Source organism: Candidatus Symbiopectobacterium sp. NZEC127, from assembly GCF_025962675.1.
Lineage (GTDB): Bacteria > Pseudomonadota > Gammaproteobacteria > Enterobacterales > Enterobacteriaceae > Symbiopectobacterium.
The window spans coordinates 24,636-48,151 of the sequence record NZ_JAGFPG010000004.1 but is presented as its reverse complement, the minus strand read 5'-3'; the positions used below and the strand labels follow the sequence as shown (position 1 = coordinate 48,151).

The following is a 23,516-nucleotide window of genomic DNA, read 5'->3' as shown; positions in this document are numbered from 1 at the left end:
GCTATGCCAACCCCAATACGCGTTTTACGGGGGCGAAACTGCGCCGATGGTACTCGGTAGCGCCTAACAGCGCGAGTTTCTCAAGGTGATAAGCCGTCGGGTAACCTTTGTGCTGCGCAAAGCCATATTCAGGAAAACGGGCATCCAGTTCGACCATTTCCCGGTCTCGCGTCACTTTGGCGAGAATGGATGCGGCACTGATCTCGGCAACACGGCTATCGCCTTTCACCACCGCCAGCGCGGGCATAGGCAACAGCGGGCAGCGATTGCCGTCTATCAGCACGTAATCGGGTGCCAGGTGTAACCCAGCCACAGCGCGCTGCATTGCCAGCATCGTGGCATGCAGGATATTCAATTGGTCAATCTCTTCGGGCTCGGCGCGCCCCAGACTCCATGACAGCGCTTTGTCCTTGATCTCATCATAAAGCGCCAAGCGGCGTTTTTCACTGAGCTGTTTTGAATCAGCCAATCCAACAATCGGGCGCTGCGGGTCGAGAATCACCGCTGCGGTGACGACCGCGCCAACCAGCGGGCCGCGCCCCACTTCATCTACACCGGCTATGCGCGCAGCATCCGGATAGACAAAAACATCATACATGGTTCACTTCACCTCGGGCCAATTCCAGCACAGCCTGTGCCGCCTGCGCATCAGCATCACAACGAATCTGTTGGTGCAGCGCCAAAAAGGTCTCGTGCAGTTGTTTCACGTCTTCCCCACCGTCCAGCCAGGGAAGCAACGCCGCCGCCAGCTTGTCCGGCGTGCAATCCTCTTGCAGCAACTCTTTTACCAGTTCGCGCCCGGCCAACAAATTGGGCAACGACACCCAGGGGGTTTTGACCAGTCGCTTTGCCAGCCAGAAGGTAAAGGGCTTCATGCGGTAACCCACCACCATCGGGCATTTCGCCAGCATACATTCCAACGCGGCGGTGCCAGATGCCAGCAGCGCCGCATCGCTGGCGATCATCGCTTCACGCGCCTGACCATCCAGCAAATGCACGTCTAGCTCAGGAGCGGTTTCTTGCTTGATGCGTTCAAACTGTTCACGCCGTTTGGCATTCACCAGCGGCACTAACACGGCTAAATCAGGGTAGCGCTGGCGTAATAGCTGTGCGCTGCGTAGAAAATCAGCGCTCAGCATCTCCACTTCGGCTCCGCGGCTGCCCGGCAGCAGCGCCAGGCAATGGCGCTCAGGCGCGATGCCTAAATGCGCGCGCGCCGCCAGTTTATCCGGCTGTAACGGCATGGCATCGGCCATGGTGTGACCGATAAAGCGGCAAGGCACGTTGAATTTGTCGTAAAACGCTTTTTCAAAGGGAAGAAACGCCAACACCAAATCGGTGGCGCGCCCAATTTTAAAAACGCGTTTCTGACGCCAGGCCCACACAGAGGGGCTGACGTAATGAATAGTGCGGATACCGCGCGCCTTGAGACGGCCTTCGAGCGTGATATTAAAATCGGGCGCATCAATGCCAACAAAAACGTCAGGCGCAAGTTCGGTAAAACGCTGCGTAAGGTCACGGCGGATCGACAGCAGGCGCGGCAAACGGCCCAGCACCTCAACGATGCCCATCACCGCGAGCTCTTCCATCTCATACCAGGTTTCACACCCGGCTTCCTGCATGCGCGGCCCGGCAACACCGACAAAGCGAGCGTCAGGCATCTGACTTTTCAGCGCCCGAATCAGGCCCGCACCAAGAATGTCGCCGGAGGTTTCTCCGGCGACGATACCTATCACAAGGGGACGCGTTGACATGAATTACCGGATAATGCCGCGGGTAGAACGGGCAAAGAAATCGATAAAAGCTTGAACCGCAGCATGATCTTTCGCCAGCGCTTCGATTTCCGGTTTCACCTCTTCCAGCGTTCTCCCACTGCGATACAGCAGCTTGTAGGCGTTACGAATCGCCTGCTGGGTCTCTTTTTCAAACCCGCGGCGTTTCAGCCCTTCAATATTGAGGCCGAACGGCGTCGCATGGTTACCTTGAGCAATAACGTACGGCGGCACATCTTGTGCCACACCGGAACAGCCGCCGACCATGACGTGTGCACCGATGACACAGAACTGGTGCACCGCCGTCATGCCGCCGATAATCGCAAAATCATCGACTTCAACGTGTCCGCCCAGCGTGGCATTGTTCGCCAGAATGCAGCGGTTGCCAATGACGCAGTCATGGGCGATATGCGTGTTGATCATCAGCAAATTATCGCTGCCGACTTTAGTCAATCCACCACCTTGTTCCGTACCACGATGAATCGTGACGCTTTCACGAATACGGTTACGATCGCCGATCTCTACGCGGGTAGGTTCACCGGCGTATTTCAGATCCTGATTTACCTCACCAATGGAGGAAAATTGGTAGATCTCATTATCACGGCCGATTTTAGTGATCCCGTTTACCACAACATGGGATTTTAATACCGTGCCTTCGCCGATCTCAACGTGAGAACCGACATAGCAGAACGGGCCAATGTGTACACGCGCACCAATAATGGCACCGTCTTCAACAATGGCGCTGGGATGAATAAAGGCGGTTTGATCAATCACGTTATCAGGCCTCCCGACGACGAGCACACATCATTGACGCTTCACAAGCCACTTCGCCATCTACTTTGGCGACGCCTTTGAAGCGCGCAACACCACGGCGCTCTTTAATGAATTCAACTTCAAGAATCATCTGATCCCCTGGCTGTACCGGACGTTTGAAACGTGCTTCGTCCACAGCCGCGAAGTAGTAAAGCTCACCCGGTTCCAGTTTACCCACGCTTTTAAACGCCAGAATGCCGGTGGCCTGAGCCATGGCTTCCAGAATCAGCACGCCGGGGAAAATCGGCTTCCCGGGGAAGTGTCCCTGAAAGAAGGGTTCATTGAACGAGACGTTTTTCACCGCACGCAGGAATTTCCCTTCTTCGAAATCCAATACGCGGTCCACCAGCAAAAAGGGGAAGCGGTGCGGTAATAGTTCTAATATCTCTTCAATATTCAGAGTATGAGTGTTAGTTGTCAAAATACTCTTCCTGTCCGTAAAAACTGATGCCATCAACAACACGGCCTGCGAGATCCCAAAAGGAGGATCATCTGGCAGGCCGCAAATAAGGATTTTTACGCCGGCCTAAGCAGGCAATCCACAACAACCAACGCGTATAAACCCGTATCCATCACGCCGCCTGCCACTGTTTTGGCAAGGCTGGCACGGAGATCAATCCTGGTTGACTTTACGCTCAACGGCTTTCAGCCGTTTGCTCATATCATCAATACTCATCACCAGCGCTGCGGTTTTACGCCACGTTTTATTTGGCTGTAACGGAATTCCCGATGAGTATACGCCGGGTTCGGTGATAGGTCTCATGACCATCCCCATGCCGGTAACCGTGACCTTATCGCAAATTTCCATATGACCATTAATCACACTGGCACCGCCAATCATGCAGTAACGGCCAATTTTCAGGCTGCCTGCCATGATGACGCCACCCGCGACTGCTGTATTGTCGCCAATCACGACGTTGTGTGCAATCTGGCATTGGTTATCAATGATAACGCCGTCACCAATAATGGTGTCATCCAACGCGCCACGATCGATGGTGGTGCTAGCGCCAATTTCGACGCGATCGCCAATGCGCACCGTCCCTAACTGCGGGATCTTTATCCAGTTACCGCGCTCGTTGGCATAGCCAAAACCATCGGAACCAATCACCGCGCCAGATTGAATCAGGCATTGCGCCCCCAACTCAACCCGATGATAGATCGTCACATTGGCCCACAGACGAGAACCCGCGCCAATCTTTGCGTGTTTTCCCACAAAACAACCGGCACCAATCACCACACCATCGCCTAACTCAACGCCCGACTCGATAACCGCATTCGCACCAATGGCGACATTGCGCCCCAGCACAGCATCATCGGCAATCACCGCACTGGGTGCGATATCCTGCGCAGGTTGCGGCGTGGTATCCATCAATTGCGCCATACGCGCATAAGTCAGATACGGGTTTTTCACCACCAATGCGGCTGCTTTGCAGTACGGCAGGTCAGCCTCTGTCACCACCACGGCTGACGCCTGTGTCGAGTCCAGTTGCTCACGATAGCGGCTGTCTGAAAGAAAGGTGATTTGTCCAGAGCGTGCCGAATGCATAGAAGCAACACCGGTGATGACGATATCGCCATCACCGTGTAATTGCGCATCCAACTGTGCTGCCAAGGCGTCCAGTCGAATTGAAACCATGAGTTATTTAACCTGTTTCAGCACATCAGCCGTGATGTCTTTCGCGTTGCCGACATAGGCAACCGCGTTGGCATCAATCACGATATCGTAGCCATCTTTGCTGGCAACGCTTTTGATGGCATCCTGAATACGGCTCAGGATCTTGTTACGTTCTTCCATCTGACGACGGCGATTGTCTTGTTCAAACGCCTGAGCCTTGTTGGAGAACTGCTCACGCTGCGCCATCAGATCGTTTTCAGACTTGCTGCGATCGCTGGCTTTCATGGTAGAACCATCACGCTGCAATTTTTGCATTTTGGTTTGCAGATCGTTTTCCATTTTCTGCAATTCTGAAGCACGGCCTTTGAACTCGTTTTCCAACTGCTTGGCAACGGTTTCACGCTGTGGCAACTGCTGGAAAATGCTGGCAACGTTGACAACGGCAATCTTGTCGGCCGCTTGAACGCTGGCAGACGCAGCCAGAGCTAAACCGAGACCTGCGGCACACAACCACTTTTTCACGTTATTACTCCTCAACCTGATCTTTTTTATCACACATTAACGTGCATAAAGCTCTGGGTCGACGCACGCGGCGCGTTACCAGAGCCCTATACCTCACATAGAGACGACGTGTTTGTCGTTACACTACCATGTCTTACCAATGTTAAACTGGAACTGCTCCGACTTGTCTCCGTCAATTTTCTTGACCGGCTGGGCGTAGGAGAACACCAATGGCCCAAGCGGGGACATCCACTGCACGGCAAGACCGGTCGATACGCGAATATTGCCCGGCTCGCTGTAGTCTGGAATCTGCGCATCCCTTGTCTGAGAGGTGTTTTTCCAGTTGGTATCCCATACCGTACCGGCATCCACAAACAGCGAGGTACGCAGCGAACTGGCATACTTATCGCTGGCAAACGGCGTCGGCAGAATCAGTTCCGCACTGGCGACCGCCATGGCGTTACCGCCCACCGCATCATCCGAGTTCTCTACCGGACAACCCGAGTAACTGCCAGGTAAAGGCGTACCTTTACACCGGTAATATGCCGCTTTAGGACCAATGGTATTGGACTGGAAGCCACGTACCGTACTGGAACCACCGGCGTAGAAGTTGTCGTAGAACGGCACATCCTTGCTGCCAATGCCGTCCGCATAGCCCGCGCGTGCACGGCCCATCAACACCCAGTGGTGGTTTTCACTCAACGGTAAGTAGGTCGCTGAATCAAAGGTCAGCTTGTAATATTCGTTGTCAGAACCCGGCACCGTCACTTTGGCGTTGAAGCTGGCACGGCTCCCTTCCGTCGGGAAGAAGCCGCGGTCCAGACTATTGTAGACCCATCCCGCATTCAGGAAGAAATCGTTCGCGTTAAAATCGGCGCTGGAATGGTTACCCGATTCTACAACCGGAGGATTGACACCCACCGAATTAAGATAGCGCCACATCGCCACCTGCGGTGACATATCCGACACATCGTTATGTACATAGTCCAGACCCAGACGCAATGAGTTGTTCTCATTGATCGGGAAACCTAACGTCGTGCCTACGCCGTAGCTGCGGTTGGTATAGTCAGAAAGTTCAGCATCGTAGGCTTTAAAGTCGTTATAGAAGATACGACCACCGAGGCTGACACCATCCACGGTAAAGTAGGGGTTGGTCATCGACAGCTCGACATAGGTCTGGTAGCTGTTTTTGGTCCCGCTGATGCCCACCGAGTTACCGGTGCCCAGCCAGTTGTCTTGCTGAACCCCTGCCTGGAAGCTGACACCACTTTCCGTACCGAAGCCGACACCGAAGTTCAAGGTACCGGTATTACGCTCTTTCACCTTGTAGGTGACATCCACCTGATCGGCGGTGCCCGGCACGCGCTGGGTTTCTACGTCAACGCTTTCAAAGTAGCCGAGACGGTTGAGACGTTCTTTGCCCTGCTCAACCAAGTCGTTGCCCAACCACGCCCCTTCCATCTGGCGCATTTCGCGGCGCAGTACGGAATCTTTGGAGGTATCGTTACCCTCGAAGCGCACACGGCGCACCGAGAAGCGGTTACCGGCATCGACGTTGATATTGAGCTTGACGGTTTTATCCCCGTCGCTGATTTCAGGCTGTGTCACCACACGTGGATAAGCGTAGCCATAACGGCCCAGCAGCTTTTTGATATCCTCTTCCATGCGGGTCACTTTGGCGCCGTTATACAGCTCGCCCGGATTCACTTTCGTCAGCCCTTCAATCTCGGCTGAGTGGCCCGCCAGATTACCGCGCACCGCCACCCCGGACAGCTTGTACTGATCGCCTTCCGTGATGTTGATGGTAATGTAGATGCCCTTTTTGTCGGGCGTCAGGCTCACCTGAGTGGAATCAATCGTGAAACGCGCGTAGCCGCGATCGAGATAGAAGCTGCGCAACGTCTCCAGATCGCCGGAGAGTTTCTGTTTCTGATATTTACGATCGCCCATGACGTTCCACCACGGCACGTCATCGCGCAGTTGGAATTGGGCAATCAATTCATCAGAGGTGAAGGCTTTGTTACCAACAATGTTGATCTGCTGGATCTGCGCGGAAACCCCTTCGGTAAACACCAGTTTGAGGTCAACACGATTGCGCGGTAGCGGTGTCACCACCGCCTTTACAGAGGCGCTGTATTTACCGACGCTGTAGTAGAAATCCTCCAGCCCCTTCTCGATAGAAGAGAGTGTGGTGCGGTCTAACGCTTCGCCGACACGCACGCTGGACGCTTCCATGTTTTCTTTCAGCATCTCATCCTTGACCGCTTTATTGCCGGAGAATGTGATGCTGGCGATGGTGGGCCGTTCTTTCACCTGCACAATCAAGGTTTCACCGTCACGCAGTACCCGGACATCCTCGAAGTTTCCGGTCGTGAACAGAGCACGGATGGTATTCCCGATATCGTCATCACTGACGGTATCACCCACACGGACAGGCATGCTGAGTAGTGCCGCACCGACAGCAACACGCTGCAAGCCCTCGAAATGAATATCCTTCACCACGAATCCGTCTGCACCGTATACGGTGGCGCTGCTGAACAGCAGCGACGCTATGAGCAACTTTTTCATCGCCATCGTTGTTATGCGTTTTTCCTAACCTACTCCCCCGCCTACAGGCGAGAGAAATCATTAAAAAGTGCGAGCCCCATTAACAGCATCAACACCACCGTGCCGATACGATAACAAAAGTCCTGCACACGCTCAGAAACCGGCCTGCCTTTCAGTTTTTCAACCAGCAGAAAGAGCAGGTGTCCACCATCCAAAACCGGTAGCGGGAACAAATTGATAATGCCCAGATTTACACTGATCAATGCCAAAAACATCAGGTAGTAAATCAGCCCATAGTCGGCCGACATCCCGGCCCCCTGAGCGATAGAGATTGGCCCGCTCAGGTTGTTGAGCTTAACATCGCCTGTTATCAGTTTTCCCAGCATACTGACGGTTAACCGCATCAGTTGCCAGGTTTTATCCGCAGCTTGATAAATCGCACTAAACGGTCCGTATTGCCGCACCGTCCGGTACTCCTCGGGCAGCGGGATGACTTTTGGCACCACCCCGGCAAACCCTTCCACCCTGCCACCGGTCGTTTTGCTGTCCGGCGTCAAGATTAGAGAGCGAGTCTCACCATTTCGTTCAATGTCCAGCGCAATATCTGCATCCGGCTTGTCACGCACCGTACTGGCAAACAGCGACCAGCGCGTCAGCGGTTGCCCATCGACTTTAACGATCCTGTCCCCGACTTGCAAACCGGCTTTTTGCGCCGCCGACCCATCCTGCACCTGTGTCAGCACCGCATCGATTTGCGGCATGCGCGGCACCATACCCAATGAGGAAGCGGGATCCTGCTTTTCAGGATTGAACTGCCAGTCACGCAAATCCAGCGTCTTACGCACTACGGAAGAAGAGCCAAGCGGAGCCACATCAAGCGTGACCTCGTTATCGCCAATCTTGCCGATCAGCGTTAAACGCGCCGTGTCCCAGTCAGGCGTTTCGATACCATCTACCGCTTTTAGTTCCATACCCGGCGACATTTGCGCCACAGCGGCAATCGAGTTGGGCACTATTTCGCCAACCACGGGCCGTACACCCGGCACGCCAATAATAAACACCAGCCAGTAGGCGGCAATCGCAAACAAGAAATTGGCAATCGGACCCGCACTGACGATGGCAGCGCGCTGCCACACGGTTTTACGGTTAAAAGAGAGATGATGCTGTTCCGGCGAGACGGTATCTACGCGCTCGTCGAGCATTTTGACATAGCCACCCAGCGGGATTAAGGCAATGACAAACTCTGTCCCCCGCCGATCGCGCCAACGCCATAGCGCCTTGCCAAATCCGACAGAAAAACGCTCAACCTTAACCCCACAGCGACGAGCAACCCAGAAGTGGCCAAATTCATGCACCGTGATCAATACACCCAGTGCAACAACAAATGCAGCCAAACTCCAAAGGACATTCATCATCTGTCAGGTCATCCTAAACCGTTTTAAACACTAAAAACATCAGGCAGGCAAATACCGGGATCGCCGCCGTCAGGCTATCGATGCGGTCAAGCACGCCACCATGTCCGGGAATCAGGTGGCTGCTGTCTTTAATACCGGCTTCCCGTTTGAACATGCTTTCTGTCAAATCGCCCAGCACGGATGCCAGCGCCGCAATCACCGAACAGATGAGCAGCGTAAAAGGCGCAACGCCCAAAGGCGCATAAACGCTAAACAGCAGGGAGATAATCGCGGACGTGGCTAAGCCACCGATAAAGCCCTCCCAGGTTTTACCCGGAGACACTTTGGGTGCCAGTTTATGCTTGCCAAACAGTTTACCAAACATGTACGCACCGCTGTCTGCGCCCCACACCAGCAACATCACGTAGAGCAACCACCAGGCACCGAAGAAGGGATCGCTATCATAATGGTGCTGGCGCAACGCCACCATGCCCCAGAAGAAAGGCACGATGGTCAATACGCCAAACAGCAGACGCAGCGTTTTCGAGTTGCGCCAAAATCCCGCAGAACCGGGGTAGGAGAGCACCAGCAGCAGTGCGGCACACCACCACACCAGTGATACCCAGAGCGAAACGCGGATAGGCAGCAGATGGACTGAATAGTGATAATTGGGCAGTGATAGCGTCATCAATGCCAGCAGTGCGCCGCACATAAAGGCAAGAGACAAGCGCTGGGCAGAGGAGCCTAACCCGGCGAATTGACCCCACTCCCAGGCGGCCAACATGCAAACGCCAAGCGTTACCAGAGCAAATCCCTTCGGTGGCAGCATAAACAGTGCCGCAATCACCAATGGGATTAAAATCAAGGCAGTTATCAATCGATACTTCAGCACACCTTCCCCCTATGATGCGTCAGCATCGGAAGGTGCAGTTCCACCGAAGCGCCGTTCACGTTGCGCAAATGCATTCATCGCACCTTCAAAATCGTGTTCATCGAAATCAGGCCAAAGGACATCGGTAAAGTAAAGCTCAGCGTAAGCAATCTGCCACAGCAAAAAATTACTGATGCGGTGTTCTCCCCCCGTCCTGATGACCAAATCGACCGGCGTGTGATCGCTCAAACACAGGGTGTGGGATAAGGTATCTTCATCGATCGTATCCGGGCGGAGCGTGCCTTCCTGCACCTGCTCAGCCAATTGTCTGACGCCCTGAATGATATCCCAACGTCCGCCATAATTCGCGGCAATATTCAGTATTAACCCTGGATTATTTTTTGTCAGTGCTTCGGAGCGGCGAATGCGCTCTTGTAAACGCGGACTGAAACGGCTGATATCACCGATGATACGCAACTGAACGCCGTGTTTATGCAGGCTTTTGACCTCACTGTCCAGCGCCCGAACAAACAGTTCCATCAGCGCTTTCACTTCTTGCGCCGGACGGTTCCAGTTTTCGCTACTAAAGGCATATAAGGTCAAGGCATCCAGCCGATGGCTTACCGCAAAGCTCACAGCACGCCGCACCGCTTTCACACCAGCCTGATGGCCAAAAACGCGCAGCTTGCCACGGTTTTTCGCCCAACGGCCATTACCATCCATGATGATGGCGACATGCCTTGGCCCGCTTTCGGGTGGCGTAGTGGGTGTTTGTTGATTATCCGACGGCATAACGCGAACTTAATATCCTCAAGTAAGAAAACAATCCATCCCTAACATCAGACCCGTTAGCACAAAAAAGCCGTGAACGAGCACGGCTGTCCGTCTTTCGCCAGTGTTTTCGCACTGACCTCGACGCGAATGGCGCAGACTATATCACCTTGATCCCACATGAACAAATTGTGCCGTGACGATCGCGTCAGCAAGCGCACATTGTCAGTGGAAAGCGCGTAACGCCTGCCGGCCTTTCTCGCGAGCCCAACGGTCAATGGCCAGGACATCGTCAACGGACTCTGGCTCGGCGCAGGAAAGCTGTGCCAGCACGCGCTGATTCAACGACGCGATATCGGTAAAGCGAATCTCACCGTGCAAAAAGGCGTCAACGGCAATTTCATTGGCCCCATTAAGCGCGGTTGTTGCCGCCTGGCCCTGATTACAGGCATCGATCGCCAACTGCAAGCAGGGATAACGCGTCATGTCCGGCTCGCTGAACGTGAGTGGACCAAGACGCATAAAATCCAGCGGTGCCACGTCAGATACAACCCGCTGCGGATAGGCCATTGCATGAGCAATCGGCGTACGCATATCCGGTGTGCCAAGTTGAGCCAAGACGCTGCCATCCCGATAGCGCACCATGGAGTGAATAACCGACTGCGGATGGATGATGATCTCCATCTGTGCCGCTGACGCGTTAAACAACCAGCGCGCCTCGATATACTCCAGCCCTTTGTTCATCATGGTGGCGGAATCTACGGAAATCTTGCGACCCATGGACCAGTTTGGATGAGCACAGGCCTGATCGGGCGTCATCGCCGCCAATGCACCAAGCGGTGTTTCACGAAAGGGGCCACCCGAACCGGTCAGGACAATACGTTCCACCCCATGTTCCGTTAATGAAGCGTAACCCAATTGGCGTTGAATGTGCTCAGGTAAACTCTGAAAAATGGCGTTGTGTTCACTGTCTATCGGCAGCAGTTGCGCACCATATTGTGCAACAGCGTTCATAAACAATCGGCCACAGGTGACCAAAGACTCTTTGTTCGCCAACAGCACTTGCTTACCGGCCTTGATGGCCGCGAGCGTTGGCAGTAATCCTGCTGCACCGACGATGGCCGCCATCACCTGATCGACGCCATCCAGCGCAGCCAACTCACACGCAGCCTGCTCACCCGCCAGCACTTCGGTACGGCAGCCTGCGGCCATCAGCCGTGCACGTAACTGTGTTGCAGCCTGAGGATCGGACAGGGAGGCATAGGCAGGTTGGAATTGCAGGCATTGCGCCAGCATCACATCAACGTTACGCCCCGCTGCCAGGGCAGTGACGGCGAATTTATCCGGATTGGCTTTCACTACAGCCAGCGTACTAACGCCAATCGAACCGGTTGAACCGAGGATCGTCAGTTGCTTCATGAAATTGCTCTAAAAAATAAAGCGCCGCCAGTAATGATGCTGGCTGGCGCTTTTATACCCGTCATACTTCACGTTGCAGATGCGTTGGCTGCGCTCACTCACCCGAATCACTTACCTGAGTAAGCTCATCGGAATTCGCTCACTTGCCGCATGACGAGACTCATCAATGAGTCTCGCCCTAAAGGGCCAGCGCAAGCGCTGTTCAAAACGTTAACGTTTTGTCCTGCAACGCGAATTATTTAGGGTATACATTGGAAGCCGATTAAAACTCCATCAGCTCATTTTCTTTTTCTGTCAGCGCGACATCAACTTTCTTGATATAGGCGTCAGTCAGTTTTTGCACGTCATCTTGCGCACGACGCTCTTCATCTTCACTGATCGCTTTATCTTTCAACAGCGCTTTCAGCTTGTCGTTCGCATCGCGGCGCACGTTACGCACGGAGATACGCCCTTGTTCCGCTTCACCGCGCACCACTTTGGTCAAATCTTTACGGCGCTCTTCCGTCAGCGGAGGCAACGGCACACGGATTACCGCGCCCGCAGAGGACGGGTTTAACCCCAGATCGGAGGCCATGATCGCTTTCTCAACGGCCGGGCCCAACGAGCGGTCAAACACGGTAATCGCCAGAGTACGCGTGTCTTCAACCACAACGTTCGCCAACTGACGCAGCGGCGTGGCAGAACCGTAATATTCTACCTGGATGCCGTCCAGCAGGCTCGGTGAAGCGCGGCCAGTACGAACTCTGCTAATTTGGTGCTTAAACGCTTCTACACATTTTTCCATGCGTGTATCAGCATCTTTTCTGATGTCATTAATCACGTTGCGGACCCTTGAATACTGGTTGCCAGACAGGTTATTGCCCTGCGCTTTATCATGAAACCAACGCGCATGATAAAAGCAGACAGGGATGCATACAGCAAACCCGGTAAATCATTGATGCTTGCGCCGGGGTGCCGACGCAGCGCGTTATCTATCGGTATTACGAAAATAAGGCAGTACTACCACGATCAGGATAGTACCTTATTTTTCAGTACACCCGTTATTACTTCGTGATCAAGGTGCCTTCTTTTTCACCCATGACCACACGGCGCAATGCACCGGGTTTGTTCATGTTGAACACGCGGATCGGCAGATTATGATCGCGAGCCAGCGTAAAGGCGGCCAAATCCATCACTTTCAGTTCCCGTTCGAGAACGTCCTGATAGGTTAGCGACTCATGCAGCGTCGCAGTGGGATCTTTCACCGGATCGGCTGAGAAAACGCCATCCACTTTGGTGGCTTTCAGCACCACATCAGCTTCAATCTCGATACCGCGCAGACAAGCGGCAGAATCGGTGGTGAAGAAGGGGTTGCCGGTACCGGCGGAGAAAATCACCACGCGGTTATTACGCAGCAGGCTGATAGCCTCGGCCCAGCTGTAATTGTCGCACACGCCGTTGAGCGGAATGGCGGACATCAAGCGCGCGTTGACATAGGCACGGTGCAGCGCATCGCGCATTGCCAGGCCGTTCATGACGGTGGCCAACATCCCCATGTGATCGCCCACCACGCGATTCATACCGGCCTGTGCCAGACCGGCACCGCGGAACAGGTTGCCACCACCGATAACGACGCCGACCTGAATGCCCAGCTCAACCAGTTCTTTAATTTCCTGAGCCATGCGATCCAGAATGCTCGCATCAATACCAAAACCTTCGGCTCCTTGTAATGCTTCGCCACTGAGCTTAAGCAGGATACGTTGATATACGGGTTTTGCGTTGGTTGCCATGGTGTTGTTGTCCTAACGGGCTATCATCATAATGGGAATGTGATTACTGTCACGCCTTAGTGCCTCATACCGCGCGCGTCATTAAACCGACGCAGAAATGCGCAGTGGCAGTAAAACGTGTTGAAAATTTTGTGAAGTATGACGGGTATAAAAAGGAACCGCCAACTGGCGGCTCCTTTTTTGCATCTTAAGACTGCTTGCTCATCGCGGCGACTTCAGCAGCGAAGTCAACTTCCGCTTTCTCAATGCCTTCACCCACTTCGAAACGGATGAAGCTGATGACGTCAGCTTTGTGCTCTTTCAGCAGATCGCCAACGGTTTTGTTGGGATCCATCACGAAGTGTTGACCGGTCAGAGAGATTTCGCCGGTGAATTTACGCATACGGCCTTCGACCATTTTTTCTGCGATTTCACGCGGTTTGCCAGATTGCATGGCAATGTCCAACTGGATCTGGTGCTCACGAGCAACCACATCCGCCGGAACGTCTTCGGATTTCACGTACTCAGGTTTGCTGGCAGCAATGTGCATGGCAACGTGCTTAACCAGCTCGTCGTCAGCGCCGGTAGCGGCAACCAGTACGCCAATACGCGCGCCGTGCAGGTAAGCCCCCAGCACGTCACCTTCCTGAATAGCGATACGGCGAATATTGATGTTTTCACCAATTTTCGCAACCAGCGTAGTACGCTGTTCTTCGAATTTCGCTTTCAGAACGTCAACGTCAGTGATGCGTTCGTTCAGCGCAGCCGTTGCAACTTCTTCACCGAAAGCTTTGAAGCCAGCATCTTTAGCAACGAAGTCAGTTTCGCAGTTCAGCTCGACGATAACGCCATATTTGCCGTCAGCCGCGATCTTGGTCAGAATCACACCTTCAGCAGCAACACGGCCTGCTTTTTTCGCAGCCTTAGCCTGGCCAGACTTACGCATGTTATCGATAGCAAGTTCGATATCACCGTTAGCTTCAACCAGCGCTTTCTTGCATTCCATCATGCCAGCGCCAGTACGCTCGCGCAGTTCTTTTACCAGGGCAGCGGTAATTTCAGCCATTATCTTTTCCTCGGTTATCTCGTGGGAGATAAGTAAAAGGGGGCCTATTAAGGCCCCCTAACCAACATATTCAATACCTGGTTAATAAGGGCTCGACGGAGCCAGTCTTATTATTCAGCTTCTACCAAGCCTTCTTCCGCTTGAACGGCCAGATCTTGAGAACGGCCTTCACGGACAGCGGTAGCAACAGCGCTCAGGTACAGGGTTACTGCACGGATGGCGTCGTCGTTGCCAGGGATGATGAAGTCAACGCCATCCGGATCGGAGTTGGTATCAACGATGGAAAATACCGGGATACCCAGATTGTTTGCTTCTTTGATGGCGATGTGTTCATGATCTGCATCGACCACGAACAGCGCATCTGGCAGGCCGCCCATATCCTTGATACCACCCAGGCTGTTTTCCAGCTTGTCCAGTTCACGGGTACGCATCAGAGCTTCTTTTTTGGTCAGCTTGTCGAAGGTGCCGTCTTGAGATTGGATTTCCAGATCTTTCAAACGCTTAATGGACTGACGAACGGTTTTCCAGTTGGTCAGCATACCACCCAACCAGCGATGGTTCACGAAGAACTGGTCGCAGTTGTTTGCAGCATCTTTTACCGCTTCGCTTGCAGCGCGTTTCGTACCAACGAACAGGATTTTGCCTTTGCGAGAAGAGATTTTGCTCAGCTCAGCCAATGCATCGTTGAACATCGGAACGGTTTTTTCAAGGTTGATGATGTGAACTTTGTTACGTGCACCAAAAATGAAGGGTTTCATTTTCGGGTTCCAGTAACGGGTCTGGTGACCGAAGTGTACGCCAGCCTTGAGCATATCGCGCATGGAAACAGTTGCCATGATTACCTCTATAAATTGAGTATGGGGTTAAGCCTCCACATGTCCCATTACACCGACCCTCCAGCCACGTCATAAGACAGTAACCTTCGAGCACCCCGGTGAACGTGTCGACATGTGTGTGTTATTTACACATATGAGTTTAGTGAATTCCGCTGAACCTGTTAGCCAGACCCAGTCAGATCACCGGCGCGCTTTATACCATAAAGTCGCTACGGACACCAACTTTTGTTGCACCCTTTACCCGATTTTCTCCTGACACACCGCCATTGAATCCAAATGGGGATTTGGCACCATCGGTCAGGGCTGATAACATAAGTGGTTAGTGAGTAACCTTAAATTCGTCGACTGCTTCGACACCTGCGGACAATTTTGCATGGCTATATCAATAAAAACCCCTGAAGACATCGAAAAAATGCGCGTCGCTGGCCGCCTGGCGGCGGAAGTGCTGGAAATCATCGAACCGTATGTGGTTCCCGGTGTCAGCACTGGCGAGCTGGATCGCATCTGCCACGACCATATCACCAATAAGCAGCAGGCCATTTCTGCCAGCCTTGGTTATCACGGCTTCCCGAAATCGGTGTGTATCTCTATCAACGAAGTGGTGTGCCACGGCATTCCCAGCGATGAGCGTCTGCTGAAAGACGGTGATATCGTCAATATCGACGTCACGGTCATCAAGGACGGCTTCCACGGTGATACCTCCAAGATGTTCATCGCCGGTACCCCCACCATTCTGGGCGAACGTCTGTGCCGCATCACACAGGAAAGCCTCTATCTGGCGCTGAAAATGGTCAAACCGGGCATCCGGCTGCGCGCCTTGGGTAAAGCCATCCAGATATTCGCGGAAAGCAACGATTTCTCCGTGGTGCGTGAATATTGCGGCCACGGCATTGGTCGCGGTTTCCATGAAGAGCCGCAGGTGCTGCATTACGATGCCGATGACGGCGGCGTAGTGCTGCAAGCGGGCATGGCATTCACCATTGAGCCGATGCTTAACGCCGGTGATTTCCGCATCCGCACCATGAAAGACGGTTGGACGGTAAAAACCAAAGATCGCAGCTTGTCGGCGCAATACGAGCATACTATTGTGGTAACCGAAAACGGTTGCGAAATTATGACGCTGAGGAAAGACGACACCATCCCCAACATCATTTCGCACCCGGCATAATGGTGCGCCAGCCCGACGGGTTATCTTTCGGCGGCGGCCAGGGATACCGTTAACAGGGCTGGCGTCTCTTTTGTGGCGTTTGCCAGGCAACGCTTAAGGGCTGTGAATTTATGAATGACAACAACGCTTTTCACTCCGCCGACCTGTTCACCGCTGACATACAGCCCCCCGCCTCCCCGTTAACCTACAGCGATAGCGAATTGGATTGCTCAGCGCTAAAACTCTCTATGGAGCGTTTTCAGGCGTGGCTGAACGCTGAGTTTCGCGCCGGGGTGGCTGCCGAAACGCTGATTACCGCCAGAACCTTTTTTATCGACCATCTGCTGCAACGCCTGTGGACGTTTTACGGTTTCGAATCCGCCGCACAAACGGCGCTGGTGGCCGTTGGCGGATACGGGCGCGGTGAATTGCACCCGCTGTCGGATATTGATGTGCTGGTGCTCAGCGGTCAGTCGCTCAGCGCCCACCAATCTCAGCAAGTGGGCGCGTTTATTACGCTGCTGTGGGACCTCAAGCTTGAAGTCGGCCATAGCGTGCGTACGCTGGATGAGTGCCTGCAAGAGGGCAGAGCGGATATTTCCGTGGCGACAAACCTCATCGAATCACGCTTGATCTGCGGCGATGTGGCGCTGTTTCTCTCCTTACAAAAACAGATTTTTAGCGAAGATTTTTGGCCCTCCGCCGCCTTTTTCCCGGCAAAAATTATCGAGCAGCAAGAGCGGCATCAGCGTTACCACAGCACCAGCTACAATCTCGAACCGGATATAAAAAGTAGTCCCGGCGGGCTGCGCGATATCCACACCCTGCTCTGGGTTGCCCGACGTCATTTTGGTGCCACCTCGCTCAACGAAATGGTCGGTTTTGGTTTTCTCACCGAAGCCGAGCGCAACGAGCTCAATGAATGCCAGAGCTTCCTGTGGCGCATTCGCTTTGCCTTGCACCTGATCCTGACGCGTTATGACAACCGCCTGCTGTTTGACCGCCAGCTCAACGTGGCACAGTTGCTGAATTACCGTGGCGAGGGTAATGCACCGGTTGAGCACATGATGAAAGATTTCTATCGCGCGACGCGCCGCGTCAGCGAGCTTAATCATATGCTGCTGCAACTGTTCGATGAGGCCATCCTGGCGCTGGATGCCAGTGAAAAGCCGCGCGCGATAGATGACGAATTCCAACTGCGTGGCAACCTGATCGACCTGCGTGATGAAACCCTGTTCATGCATAAGCCGGAAGCCATTATGCGCATGTTTAGCACCATGGTGCGCAACGGTGAGATTATCGGCATCTACTCCACCACGCTGCGCCAGTTACGCCATGCGCGTCGCCATCTGGCCCAACCGTTGTGCACCATTCCCGAAGCACGGCACCTTTTTATGGCTATTCTGCGCCATCCACACGCGGTGAACCGTGCCCTGCTGCCGATGCATCGTCATAGCGTGTTGGAAGCGTATACGCCACTGTGGAGCAATATCGTCGGGCAGATGCAGTTCGATCTGTTTCATGCCTATACCGTGGATGAGCATACGCTGCGCGTGCTGCTCAAACTGGAAAGCTTCGCCGACGAAGAGACGCGCGCGCAGCATCCGCTGTGCGTTGAGTTGTATCCGCGCCTGCCGCAGCCGGAGTTGCTGCTGCTTGCCGCCCTGTTTCATGACATCGCCAAAGGGCGCGGCGGCGATCACTCGGAGCTGGGGGCGCAAGATGTGCTTGAGTTTGCCGCGCTGCACCAGCTCAATTCACGCGAGGCGCAACTGGTTTCCTGGCTGGTGCGCTGCCACCTGTTGATGTCAGTTACCGCACAACGTCGCGACATTCAGGACCCGGCGGTTATCCAGCAATTCGCCGCTGAAATGAAAAGCGAAACCCGCCTGCGCTATCTGGTCAGTCTCACGGTGGCCGATATCTGTGCGACCAACGAAACCTTGTGGAACAGTTGGAAACAGAGCCTGTTGCGCGAACTCTATTTCGCCACTGAGAAACAGTTGCGCCGCGGGATGCAAAACACGCCCGATGTGCGCGATCGCGTACGCCATCATCGCCTTCAGGCCTTGGCGTTGCTGCGCATGGACAATATCGATGAAGAAGCGCTGCACCCTATCTGGAGCCGTTGCCGCGCGGATTATTTTCTGCGTCATTCGCCAAATCAGCTTGCCTGGCATGCTCGCCATCTGGTTGAGCACGATTTGCATCAGCCGTTGGTGCTTATCAGCCATCAGGCCAGCCGGGGTGGCACAGAAATTTTCATTTGGAGCCCAGACCGCCCTTACCTGTTCGCCGCCGTAGCGGGCGAACTCGATCGTCGTAACCTGAGCGTACATGATGCGCAAATCTTCACCAGCCGCGATGGCATGGCGATGGATACCTTTATCGTCTTGGAGCCCGATGGCAGCCCGGTCGCCCCGGATCGCCACGAATTTATTCGCCAGGCGTTGGTTCAGGCGCTCACGCAACGCGATTACCAACATCCTCGCCCGCGCCGCGCCTCCTCCAAATTGCGCCATTTCAGCGTACCCACGGAAATCACCTTCCTGCCGACGCACACGGACAGACGCAGCTACATGGAGTTGAGCGCACTCGATCAACCGGGTCTGCTGGCACGCCTGGGTAAAGTGTTCGCCGATCTCAACGTGTCGTTACACGGCGCGCGCATTTCCACGATTGGCGAGCGGGTAGAAGACCTTTTTATCCTTGCAGACAAAGACAGACGCGCATTATCTCCGGAATTGCGCCTTATCTTGCAACAACGGTTGACAGAAGCCCTCGACCCAAACGATAAAGTAACCCTGAATTAATTATTGACTGACAGCACAGAAAGAGAAACAGGATGCATCAATTACAAAACGTTATCGAAACCGCCTTTGAACGCCGTGCCGACATTACGCCGACCTCCGTGGACAGCGTAACTCGTGAAGCCGTTAATCAGGTGATTGGCTTATTGGACAGCGGCGCTCTGCGCGTGGCGGAAAAAATCAATGGCGAGTGGGTGACGCACCAATGGTTGAAAAAAGCGGTGCTGCTCTCTTTCCGTATCAATGACAACCAACTGATGGAAGGCACGGAAACCCGCTACTACGACAAAGTGCCGATGAAATTCGCCGGTTACGATGAAGCGCGCTTCCAACGCGAAGGTTTCCGTGTAGTGCCCCCTGCCAGCGTGCGTCAGGGCGCGTTTATCGCCCGCAACACGGTGCTGATGCCGTCTTATGTCAACATCGGTGCTTACGTCGATGAAGGCACCATGGTTGATACCTGGGCGACCGTTGGCTCTTGCGCACAGATCGGGAAAAACGTTCACCTGTCCGGCGGCGTCGGCATCGGTGGCGTGCTGGAGCCGTTGCAGGCTAACCCGACCATCATCGAAGACAACTGCTTTATCGGTGCCCGCTCTGAAGTGGTAGAAGGCGTGATCGTGGAAGAAGGCGCCGTCATCTCCATGGGCGTGTTTATCGGCCAAAGCACTAAAATCTACGATCGCGAAACCGGTGAAGTGCATTACGGTCGCGTACCGGCAGGCTCGGTCGTCGTTTCCGGCAACCTGCCGTCGAAAGATGGTAGCTACAGCCTGTACTGTGCCGTGATCGTGAAAAAAGTGGATGCGAAAACCCGCGGTAAAGTGGGTATCAATGAGTTGCTTCGCACCATCGACTAAACTGAACAAGGCGGGTGTTACCCGCCTTTTCTTTATCACTCCCCAAAAGGTGGCGCCATGTATGACAATCTAAAAAGCCTGGGTATCTCCCATCCCGATGAAATTGATCGCTATAGCCTGCGCCAGGAGGCCAGCAACGACATCCTGAAAATCTATTTTCGTAAGGATAAAGGGGAGTTTTTCGCCAAAAGCGTAAAATTTAAATATCCGCGCCAGCGTAAAACCATCGTCGCGGATAACAGCGGGCAAGGCTTTAAAGAGATCAATGAGATCAGCCCCAACCTGCGCTATGTCATTGATGAATTGGACCAAATTTGCCAACGCGATCAGGTTGAAGTCGATCTGAAACGCAAAATCCTCGACGATCTGCGTCATCTGGAAAGCGTGGTGGCGAATAAAATTAATGAGATCGAGTCCGATCTGGAGAAGCTGACCAAAGGGCGTTGATACGCTGCACGTCTCCACGTCTTTGATGGCTGCTAACAAACCCCATGCATTGACGTGGGGTTTTGTTTTTACTGTGACAGGTTTTTACGTCACTGACCTGGTGTCAGTGTACCCAATCTTCCAGCATCAACGCGGGCACGCGTTCAAATTCCCGCACATTGTTGGTGACAAGAATCGCGCCCGTAGCCACGGCATGACCAGCAATCGCGGTATCATTTGGCCCGATGGGCGTTCCCGCTGTCGCCATCGCTGCCTTGATAGCAGTCGTCGCATCAACGGCAGCCCGGTCCCAAGGCAATACGGCATCAAGGCGAAGGCAAAACGCATCAACCAACGCAGTATGGCGCGGAGAGGCTTTTTTACCGATAGCGCCAGAACGCATTTCAGCATAAGTGATCGCCGACACCACAATACGGTGGCGGCGTAAAACAGCCTGTTCCAGACGACGAATAACCGCCTCAGGATGCTCTCGCATGATGAAAGAACAGATATTGGTGTCCAGCATGTACAGGTTGCTCATAGCTGAAAGCGGCCCTCATCGCAGACAACGTTCTCACGTTCTGTCAGGAAATCTGCATCCGCCTTTGCTTCTTGCAGAAAGGAGCCCCAACTGGGTTTGACCGGGCGCAAGATGAGCGTATCGCCCTCTCGCACGATCTCCAGTTCGGTGACGCCTTCAAAATCCATATCACGAGGCAGGCGGATAGCCCGGTTATTGCCATTTTTAAACACAGAAACGATACGCATGGTTATACCTCACTGGCCGTTCGGCCTTGATGCTTTCAACGCATATCCCAAGTATATGCAGATGCATAGCATATGTATAGCCCATGCGCGGTTATCAGCCTGCTTCAACCAACCCTGCCCACTGCTCTACCCACGGGCAGGAGAGCACTTCCGGTTCCGGGCATTCTGTCGCATCAATCTGGAGCACATCTCCCACACGCTGAGCCCCCATCTCTTGCAACAAGGCGTCAAACTGCTGACCCGCGCCGCAAAAATGGGTATAGCTGCTGTCGCCCAGTGCAATGACGCCATAGCGCAACGCTGGCTGATGCCCACCCTTTTCACGTAGCGCAGCAAACAACGGGGCGATGGAATCTGGCAGATCCCCTTGCCCGGTGGTGGATGTCACCACCAACACATACTGCTCGCGATACACCAGCCAGGATGACAGGTCGGCATCTTCAAACACCTTGACCTGATGGCCGCGCTCGCTCAGCAGGTTCTCTGCTTCTTCTGCAACCAGCAATGCGTTTCCATAAACCGTGCCAACAAAAATACCAATTTGCGCCATGATGATGACTCCACGTGTAATGTATCGCTGCGTGCCCGATAGCGCGCATCCGCGCTATTCGGCAGTACTGGAAAGGCCGTTATCCTGCCCCGAGTCAGGCGGAAACTCAACCCTTTCAACATCAGGGAGACTGCCTAGCCAGCCAAATTGCGTCATTACCCGCATCCAGGCCATGTCCAACCCGGCACGTAATACCAAGGGTTCCCCCGTTACAGGATGGCACAGCGCTAGCTGACTGGCATGTAACATCAAGCGCCCACAACCGAAATGCGCAGCCATTGCGCGATTCTGACGCAAATCACCGTGTTTCGAGTCGCCCAAAATAGGATGTCGCAAATGCACCATATGACGGCGCAACTGATGTTTGCGTCCGGTCTGCGGCATCAACTCAACCAGGCTGTATCGGGCCGTAGGATAGCGCCCTACCGCCACCGGTTGCTCCACTTGCGCCAGAGAGCGGTAATGGGTGATGGCCGTCTGAGGTTCTTTATCGCGCTGTGCGAGCTTGTCAGCCACTTTGTCCAACTCTTCAGTCAGCGCGTAGTCAATAGTGTCGCTGCCGGAAAGGTAACCACGCACCACCGCATGGTAGGTTTTCTGAATCTGATGCTGCTCGAACTGTTGCGAAAGCAGGCGCGCAATGTCACTGGAAAGCCCCAGCAGCAGCACACCTGAGGTTGGCCTATCCAGCCGATGGACGGTGAAAACATGCTGACCAATCTGATCGCGTAGCGTCTGCATGATCACCACTTTTTCTCTGCGATCCAGCCAACTGCGGTGAACCAACCATCCTGCGGGTTTATTAATGGCGATCAAGTGCTCATCCTGATACAGAATTTCAAGCATCCAGATCTCCCTGCGCATCGACAGGCACAAACAGCGCATCCAACGCACGCAGTTGCTCCAACAGCGGCGCGGTGTCGTTGATGTCACCCGTCAGGGCTTCTTCAAAATAGGGGGTAATCGCGAGCGCCTCGGGCAAGGGAACGCCGCCATCCAGCATCGCATGCAATCGCGGCAACAATACCCATTGCAACCACTGTTCGGCGCTCATGGTGTCAATGCAAAAAGGTTCTGTGCTGGTAAACGCACTGGCCTGCGGCGGGGTGGATTGCCAAAACACACTGTCGCGTAACGTGCGTTCAATTTCCCATAAGGCGTGTCGAATCTGGTCTTGGTGCGTCATGCTTTCCTCTCACCGGCTGCGTGGACGGCAAAGCATACCATTGAAGCAAGAGGAGCCCAACAGGCACGGGGCTGCGGTGGCGGTGGCGGTGGCGGTGGCGGTGGCGGTGGCGGTGGCGGTGGCGGCAGAATAGGGGACGGTGTCTGCATAGCGTTAACGGATACTGTGCGACAAAAAAGTTGGGGGCACTGATATTCAGTGCCCCCGGTTCGTTTTATAGCTTTCCCGCTACACCACTGCGTCCCTGCTCATCCGTGAAAACTTTTCCTTGGCGGTTATCCTAACCAGCTCTCCGTGCAAGCGTCCAACTTTCGTCCTGACCGTTCTTCCTGCATCTTCCGTGAAGATATTCCTTTCAGGCTCCTGCCCCACCGCCACTCCGTAACGGCTCTCAATCTCCTTCCTGGAGGTGTCCT

Annotated in this window: 25 protein-coding genes; 5 read left to right on the top strand and 20 right to left on the bottom strand. The window is 54.0% G+C overall.

Annotated features, from left to right (window positions below; all coding sequences use genetic code 11):
- Position 1: 1 nt before the first annotated feature.
- From rnhB to rpsB, 15 genes are all read right to left on the bottom strand, one after another.
- Positions 2-598, bottom strand: coding sequence for a ribonuclease HII (rnhB, locus tag J5069_RS16000; protein WP_264644827.1), 597 nt, complete (start codon positions 596-598; stop codon positions 2-4).
- Positions 591-1,754, bottom strand: coding sequence for a lipid-A-disaccharide synthase (lpxB, locus tag J5069_RS15995; RefSeq protein WP_264644826.1), 1,164 nt, complete (start codon positions 1,752-1,754; stop codon positions 591-593). The genes rnhB and lpxB overlap by 8 nt, the downstream gene beginning before the upstream one ends.
- Before the next feature lie 3 nt (positions 1,755-1,757).
- On the bottom strand, positions 1,758-2,546 hold the full coding sequence (lpxA, locus tag J5069_RS15990) for an acyl-ACP--UDP-N-acetylglucosamine O-acyltransferase (protein ID WP_264644825.1): 789 nt from the start codon (positions 2,544-2,546) through the stop codon (positions 1,758-1,760).
- A gap of 4 nt (positions 2,547-2,550) precedes the next feature.
- On the bottom strand, positions 2,551-3,039 hold the full coding sequence (gene fabZ, locus J5069_RS15985) for a 3-hydroxyacyl-ACP dehydratase FabZ (RefSeq protein WP_264644824.1): 489 nt from the start codon (positions 3,037-3,039) through the stop codon (positions 2,551-2,553).
- Between the two features lie 159 nt (positions 3,040-3,198).
- Entirely contained in the window at positions 3,199-4,221 is a 1,023-nt protein-coding gene (gene lpxD / locus J5069_RS15980) for a UDP-3-O-(3-hydroxymyristoyl)glucosamine N-acyltransferase (RefSeq protein ID WP_264644823.1), read from the bottom strand.
- Positions 4,222-4,224: 3 nt separating this feature from the next.
- Positions 4,225-4,722: a molecular chaperone Skp gene (skp, locus tag J5069_RS15975; protein WP_264644822.1), complete on the bottom strand. Its 498-nt coding sequence runs from the start codon at positions 4,720-4,722 to the stop codon at positions 4,225-4,227.
- 123 nt (positions 4,723-4,845) lie between these two features.
- Complete coding sequence (gene bamA, locus J5069_RS15970) at positions 4,846-7,275, bottom strand: outer membrane protein assembly factor BamA (protein ID WP_264644821.1); 2,430 nt, start codon at positions 7,273-7,275, stop codon at positions 4,846-4,848.
- 35 nt (positions 7,276-7,310) lie between these two features.
- Positions 7,311-8,663, bottom strand: coding sequence for a sigma E protease regulator RseP (gene rseP / locus J5069_RS15965; RefSeq protein ID WP_264644820.1), 1,353 nt, complete (start codon positions 8,661-8,663; stop codon positions 7,311-7,313).
- A gap of 13 nt (positions 8,664-8,676) precedes the next feature.
- Complete coding sequence (gene cdsA, locus J5069_RS15960; protein WP_264644819.1) at positions 8,677-9,534, bottom strand: phosphatidate cytidylyltransferase; 858 nt, start codon at positions 9,532-9,534, stop codon at positions 8,677-8,679.
- Between the two features lie 9 nt (positions 9,535-9,543).
- The gene (gene ispU / locus J5069_RS15955) at positions 9,544-10,305 is read right to left on the bottom strand and encodes a (2E,6E)-farnesyl-diphosphate-specific ditrans,polycis-undecaprenyl-diphosphate synthase (RefSeq protein WP_264644818.1); all 762 of its coding nucleotides are present in this window, start codon (positions 10,303-10,305) and stop codon (positions 9,544-9,546) included.
- A 204-nt stretch (positions 10,306-10,509) separates the two neighbouring features.
- Positions 10,510-11,703 (bottom strand): 1-deoxy-D-xylulose-5-phosphate reductoisomerase, encoded by a 1,194-nt coding sequence (gene ispC, locus J5069_RS15950; RefSeq protein ID WP_264644817.1) that lies wholly within the window; start codon positions 11,701-11,703, stop codon positions 10,510-10,512.
- Between the two features lie 262 nt (positions 11,704-11,965).
- Positions 11,966-12,523, bottom strand: coding sequence for a ribosome recycling factor (gene frr, locus J5069_RS15945; protein WP_264644816.1), 558 nt, complete (start codon positions 12,521-12,523; stop codon positions 11,966-11,968).
- A gap of 223 nt (positions 12,524-12,746) precedes the next feature.
- Entirely contained in the window at positions 12,747-13,472 is a 726-nt protein-coding gene (pyrH, locus tag J5069_RS15940) for a UMP kinase (protein ID WP_264644815.1), read from the bottom strand.
- A gap of 187 nt (positions 13,473-13,659) precedes the next feature.
- On the bottom strand, positions 13,660-14,517 hold the full coding sequence (gene tsf, locus J5069_RS15935) for a translation elongation factor Ts (RefSeq protein WP_264644814.1): 858 nt from the start codon (positions 14,515-14,517) through the stop codon (positions 13,660-13,662).
- A 110-nt stretch (positions 14,518-14,627) separates the two neighbouring features.
- Positions 14,628-15,353 carry a 30S ribosomal protein S2 gene (rpsB, locus tag J5069_RS15930; RefSeq protein ID WP_264644813.1) on the bottom strand — a complete coding sequence of 242 codons (726 nt, stop codon included), beginning with the start codon at positions 15,351-15,353 and terminating at the stop codon, positions 14,628-14,630.
- Positions 15,354-15,726: 373 nt separating this feature from the next.
- Here rpsB and map point away from each other — a divergent pair, with 373 nt between their 5' ends.
- The 4 genes from map to J5069_RS15910 all read left to right on the top strand — a co-directional run bounded on the left by map (position 15,727) and on the right by J5069_RS15910 (position 20,617).
- Positions 15,727-16,521 (top strand): type I methionyl aminopeptidase, encoded by a 795-nt coding sequence (map, locus tag J5069_RS15925; RefSeq protein WP_264644812.1) that lies wholly within the window; start codon positions 15,727-15,729, stop codon positions 16,519-16,521.
- 110 nt (positions 16,522-16,631) lie between these two features.
- Positions 16,632-19,313, top strand: a complete 2,682-nt coding sequence (gene glnD, locus J5069_RS15920) for a bifunctional uridylyltransferase/uridylyl-removing protein GlnD (RefSeq protein ID WP_264644811.1) — start codon at positions 16,632-16,634, stop codon at positions 19,311-19,313.
- A 32-nt stretch (positions 19,314-19,345) separates the two neighbouring features.
- Positions 19,346-20,170, top strand: a complete 825-nt coding sequence (dapD, locus tag J5069_RS15915; protein WP_222158397.1) for a 2,3,4,5-tetrahydropyridine-2,6-dicarboxylate N-succinyltransferase — start codon at positions 19,346-19,348, stop codon at positions 20,168-20,170.
- Positions 20,171-20,227: 57 nt separating this feature from the next.
- Positions 20,228-20,617 carry a DUF3461 family protein gene (locus tag J5069_RS15910; RefSeq protein WP_196905956.1) on the top strand — a complete coding sequence of 130 codons (390 nt, stop codon included), beginning with the start codon at positions 20,228-20,230 and terminating at the stop codon, positions 20,615-20,617.
- 103 nt (positions 20,618-20,720) lie between these two features.
- Here the strand turns inward: J5069_RS15910 and J5069_RS15905 are convergent, their stop codons facing one another.
- From J5069_RS15905 to J5069_RS15885, 5 genes are all read right to left on the bottom strand, one after another.
- Positions 20,721-21,137 (bottom strand): type II toxin-antitoxin system VapC family toxin, encoded by a 417-nt coding sequence (locus J5069_RS15905; RefSeq protein WP_264644810.1) that lies wholly within the window; start codon positions 21,135-21,137, stop codon positions 20,721-20,723.
- A complete protein-coding gene (gene vapB, locus J5069_RS15900) occupies positions 21,134-21,364 on the bottom strand; it encodes a type II toxin-antitoxin system VapB family antitoxin (RefSeq protein WP_264644809.1) in 231 nt (76 codons plus the stop codon). The genes J5069_RS15905 and vapB overlap by 4 nt, the downstream gene beginning before the upstream one ends.
- A gap of 94 nt (positions 21,365-21,458) precedes the next feature.
- Positions 21,459-21,914: a flavodoxin gene (locus J5069_RS15895; RefSeq protein ID WP_264644808.1), complete on the bottom strand. Its 456-nt coding sequence runs from the start codon at positions 21,912-21,914 to the stop codon at positions 21,459-21,461.
- A 54-nt stretch (positions 21,915-21,968) separates the two neighbouring features.
- Positions 21,969-22,760, bottom strand: a complete 792-nt coding sequence (gene truC, locus J5069_RS15890; protein ID WP_264644807.1) for a tRNA pseudouridine(65) synthase TruC — start codon at positions 22,758-22,760, stop codon at positions 21,969-21,971.
- On the bottom strand, positions 22,753-23,100 hold the full coding sequence (locus tag J5069_RS15885; RefSeq protein WP_264644806.1) for a YqcC family protein: 348 nt from the start codon (positions 23,098-23,100) through the stop codon (positions 22,753-22,755). The genes truC and J5069_RS15885 overlap by 8 nt, the downstream gene beginning before the upstream one ends.
- Here J5069_RS15885 and J5069_RS15880 point away from each other — a divergent pair.
- Complete coding sequence (locus J5069_RS15880; protein WP_264644805.1) at positions 23,099-23,233, top strand: hypothetical protein; 135 nt, start codon at positions 23,099-23,101, stop codon at positions 23,231-23,233. The two genes, J5069_RS15885 and J5069_RS15880, sit on opposite strands and share 2 nt — an antisense overlap.
- The last annotated feature ends 283 nt before the right edge of the window (positions 23,234-23,516 follow it).

Excerpts from the sequence above, each read along its gene's own strand:
- J5069_RS15880 (WP_264644805.1), top strand. The coding sequence starts at position 23,099 with ATGCTTTCCTCTCACCGGCTGCGTGGACGGCAAAGCATACCATTGAAG.
- J5069_RS15885 (WP_264644806.1), bottom strand. The coding sequence starts at position 23,100 with ATGACGCACCAAGACCAGATTCGACACGCCTTATGGGAAATTGAACGC.
- map (WP_264644812.1), top strand. The coding sequence starts at position 15,727 with ATGGCTATATCAATAAAAACCCCTGAAGACATCGAAAAAATGCGCGTC.
- J5069_RS15905 (WP_264644810.1), bottom strand. The coding sequence starts at position 21,137 with ATGAGCAACCTGTACATGCTGGACACCAATATCTGTTCTTTCATCATG.
- J5069_RS15910 (WP_196905956.1), top strand. The coding sequence starts at position 20,228 with ATGTATGACAATCTAAAAAGCCTGGGTATCTCCCATCCCGATGAAATT.
- fabZ (WP_264644824.1), bottom strand. The coding sequence starts at position 3,039 with ATGGCATCAGTTTTTACGGACAGGAAGAGTATTTTGACAACTAACACT.
- ispU (WP_264644818.1), bottom strand. The coding sequence starts at position 10,305 with ATGCCGTCGGATAATCAACAAACACCCACTACGCCACCCGAAAGCGGG.
- rseP (WP_264644820.1), bottom strand. The coding sequence starts at position 8,663 with ATGATGAATGTCCTTTGGAGTTTGGCTGCATTTGTTGTTGCACTGGGT.
- rnhB (WP_264644827.1), bottom strand. The coding sequence starts at position 598 with ATGTATGATGTTTTTGTCTATCCGGATGCTGCGCGCATAGCCGGTGTA.
- glnD (WP_264644811.1), top strand. The coding sequence starts at position 16,632 with ATGAATGACAACAACGCTTTTCACTCCGCCGACCTGTTCACCGCTGAC.
- dapD (WP_222158397.1), top strand. The coding sequence starts at position 19,346 with ATGCATCAATTACAAAACGTTATCGAAACCGCCTTTGAACGCCGTGCC.
- bamA (WP_264644821.1), bottom strand. The coding sequence starts at position 7,275 with ATGGCGATGAAAAAGTTGCTCATAGCGTCGCTGCTGTTCAGCAGCGCC.
- J5069_RS15895 (WP_264644808.1), bottom strand. The coding sequence starts at position 21,914 with ATGGCGCAAATTGGTATTTTTGTTGGCACGGTTTATGGAAACGCATTG.
- truC (WP_264644807.1), bottom strand. The coding sequence starts at position 22,760 with ATGCTTGAAATTCTGTATCAGGATGAGCACTTGATCGCCATTAATAAA.
- lpxD (WP_264644823.1), bottom strand. The coding sequence starts at position 4,221 with ATGGTTTCAATTCGACTGGACGCCTTGGCAGCACAGTTGGATGCGCAA.
- pyrH (WP_264644815.1), bottom strand. The coding sequence starts at position 13,472 with ATGGCAACCAACGCAAAACCCGTATATCAACGTATCCTGCTTAAGCTC.
- tsf (WP_264644814.1), bottom strand. The coding sequence starts at position 14,517 with ATGGCTGAAATTACCGCTGCCCTGGTAAAAGAACTGCGCGAGCGTACT.
- vapB (WP_264644809.1), bottom strand. The coding sequence starts at position 21,364 with ATGCGTATCGTTTCTGTGTTTAAAAATGGCAATAACCGGGCTATCCGC.
- lpxB (WP_264644826.1), bottom strand. The coding sequence starts at position 1,754 with ATGTCAACGCGTCCCCTTGTGATAGGTATCGTCGCCGGAGAAACCTCC.
- rpsB (WP_264644813.1), bottom strand. The coding sequence starts at position 15,353 with ATGGCAACTGTTTCCATGCGCGATATGCTCAAGGCTGGCGTACACTTC.
- ispC (WP_264644817.1), bottom strand. The coding sequence starts at position 11,703 with ATGAAGCAACTGACGATCCTCGGTTCAACCGGTTCGATTGGCGTTAGT.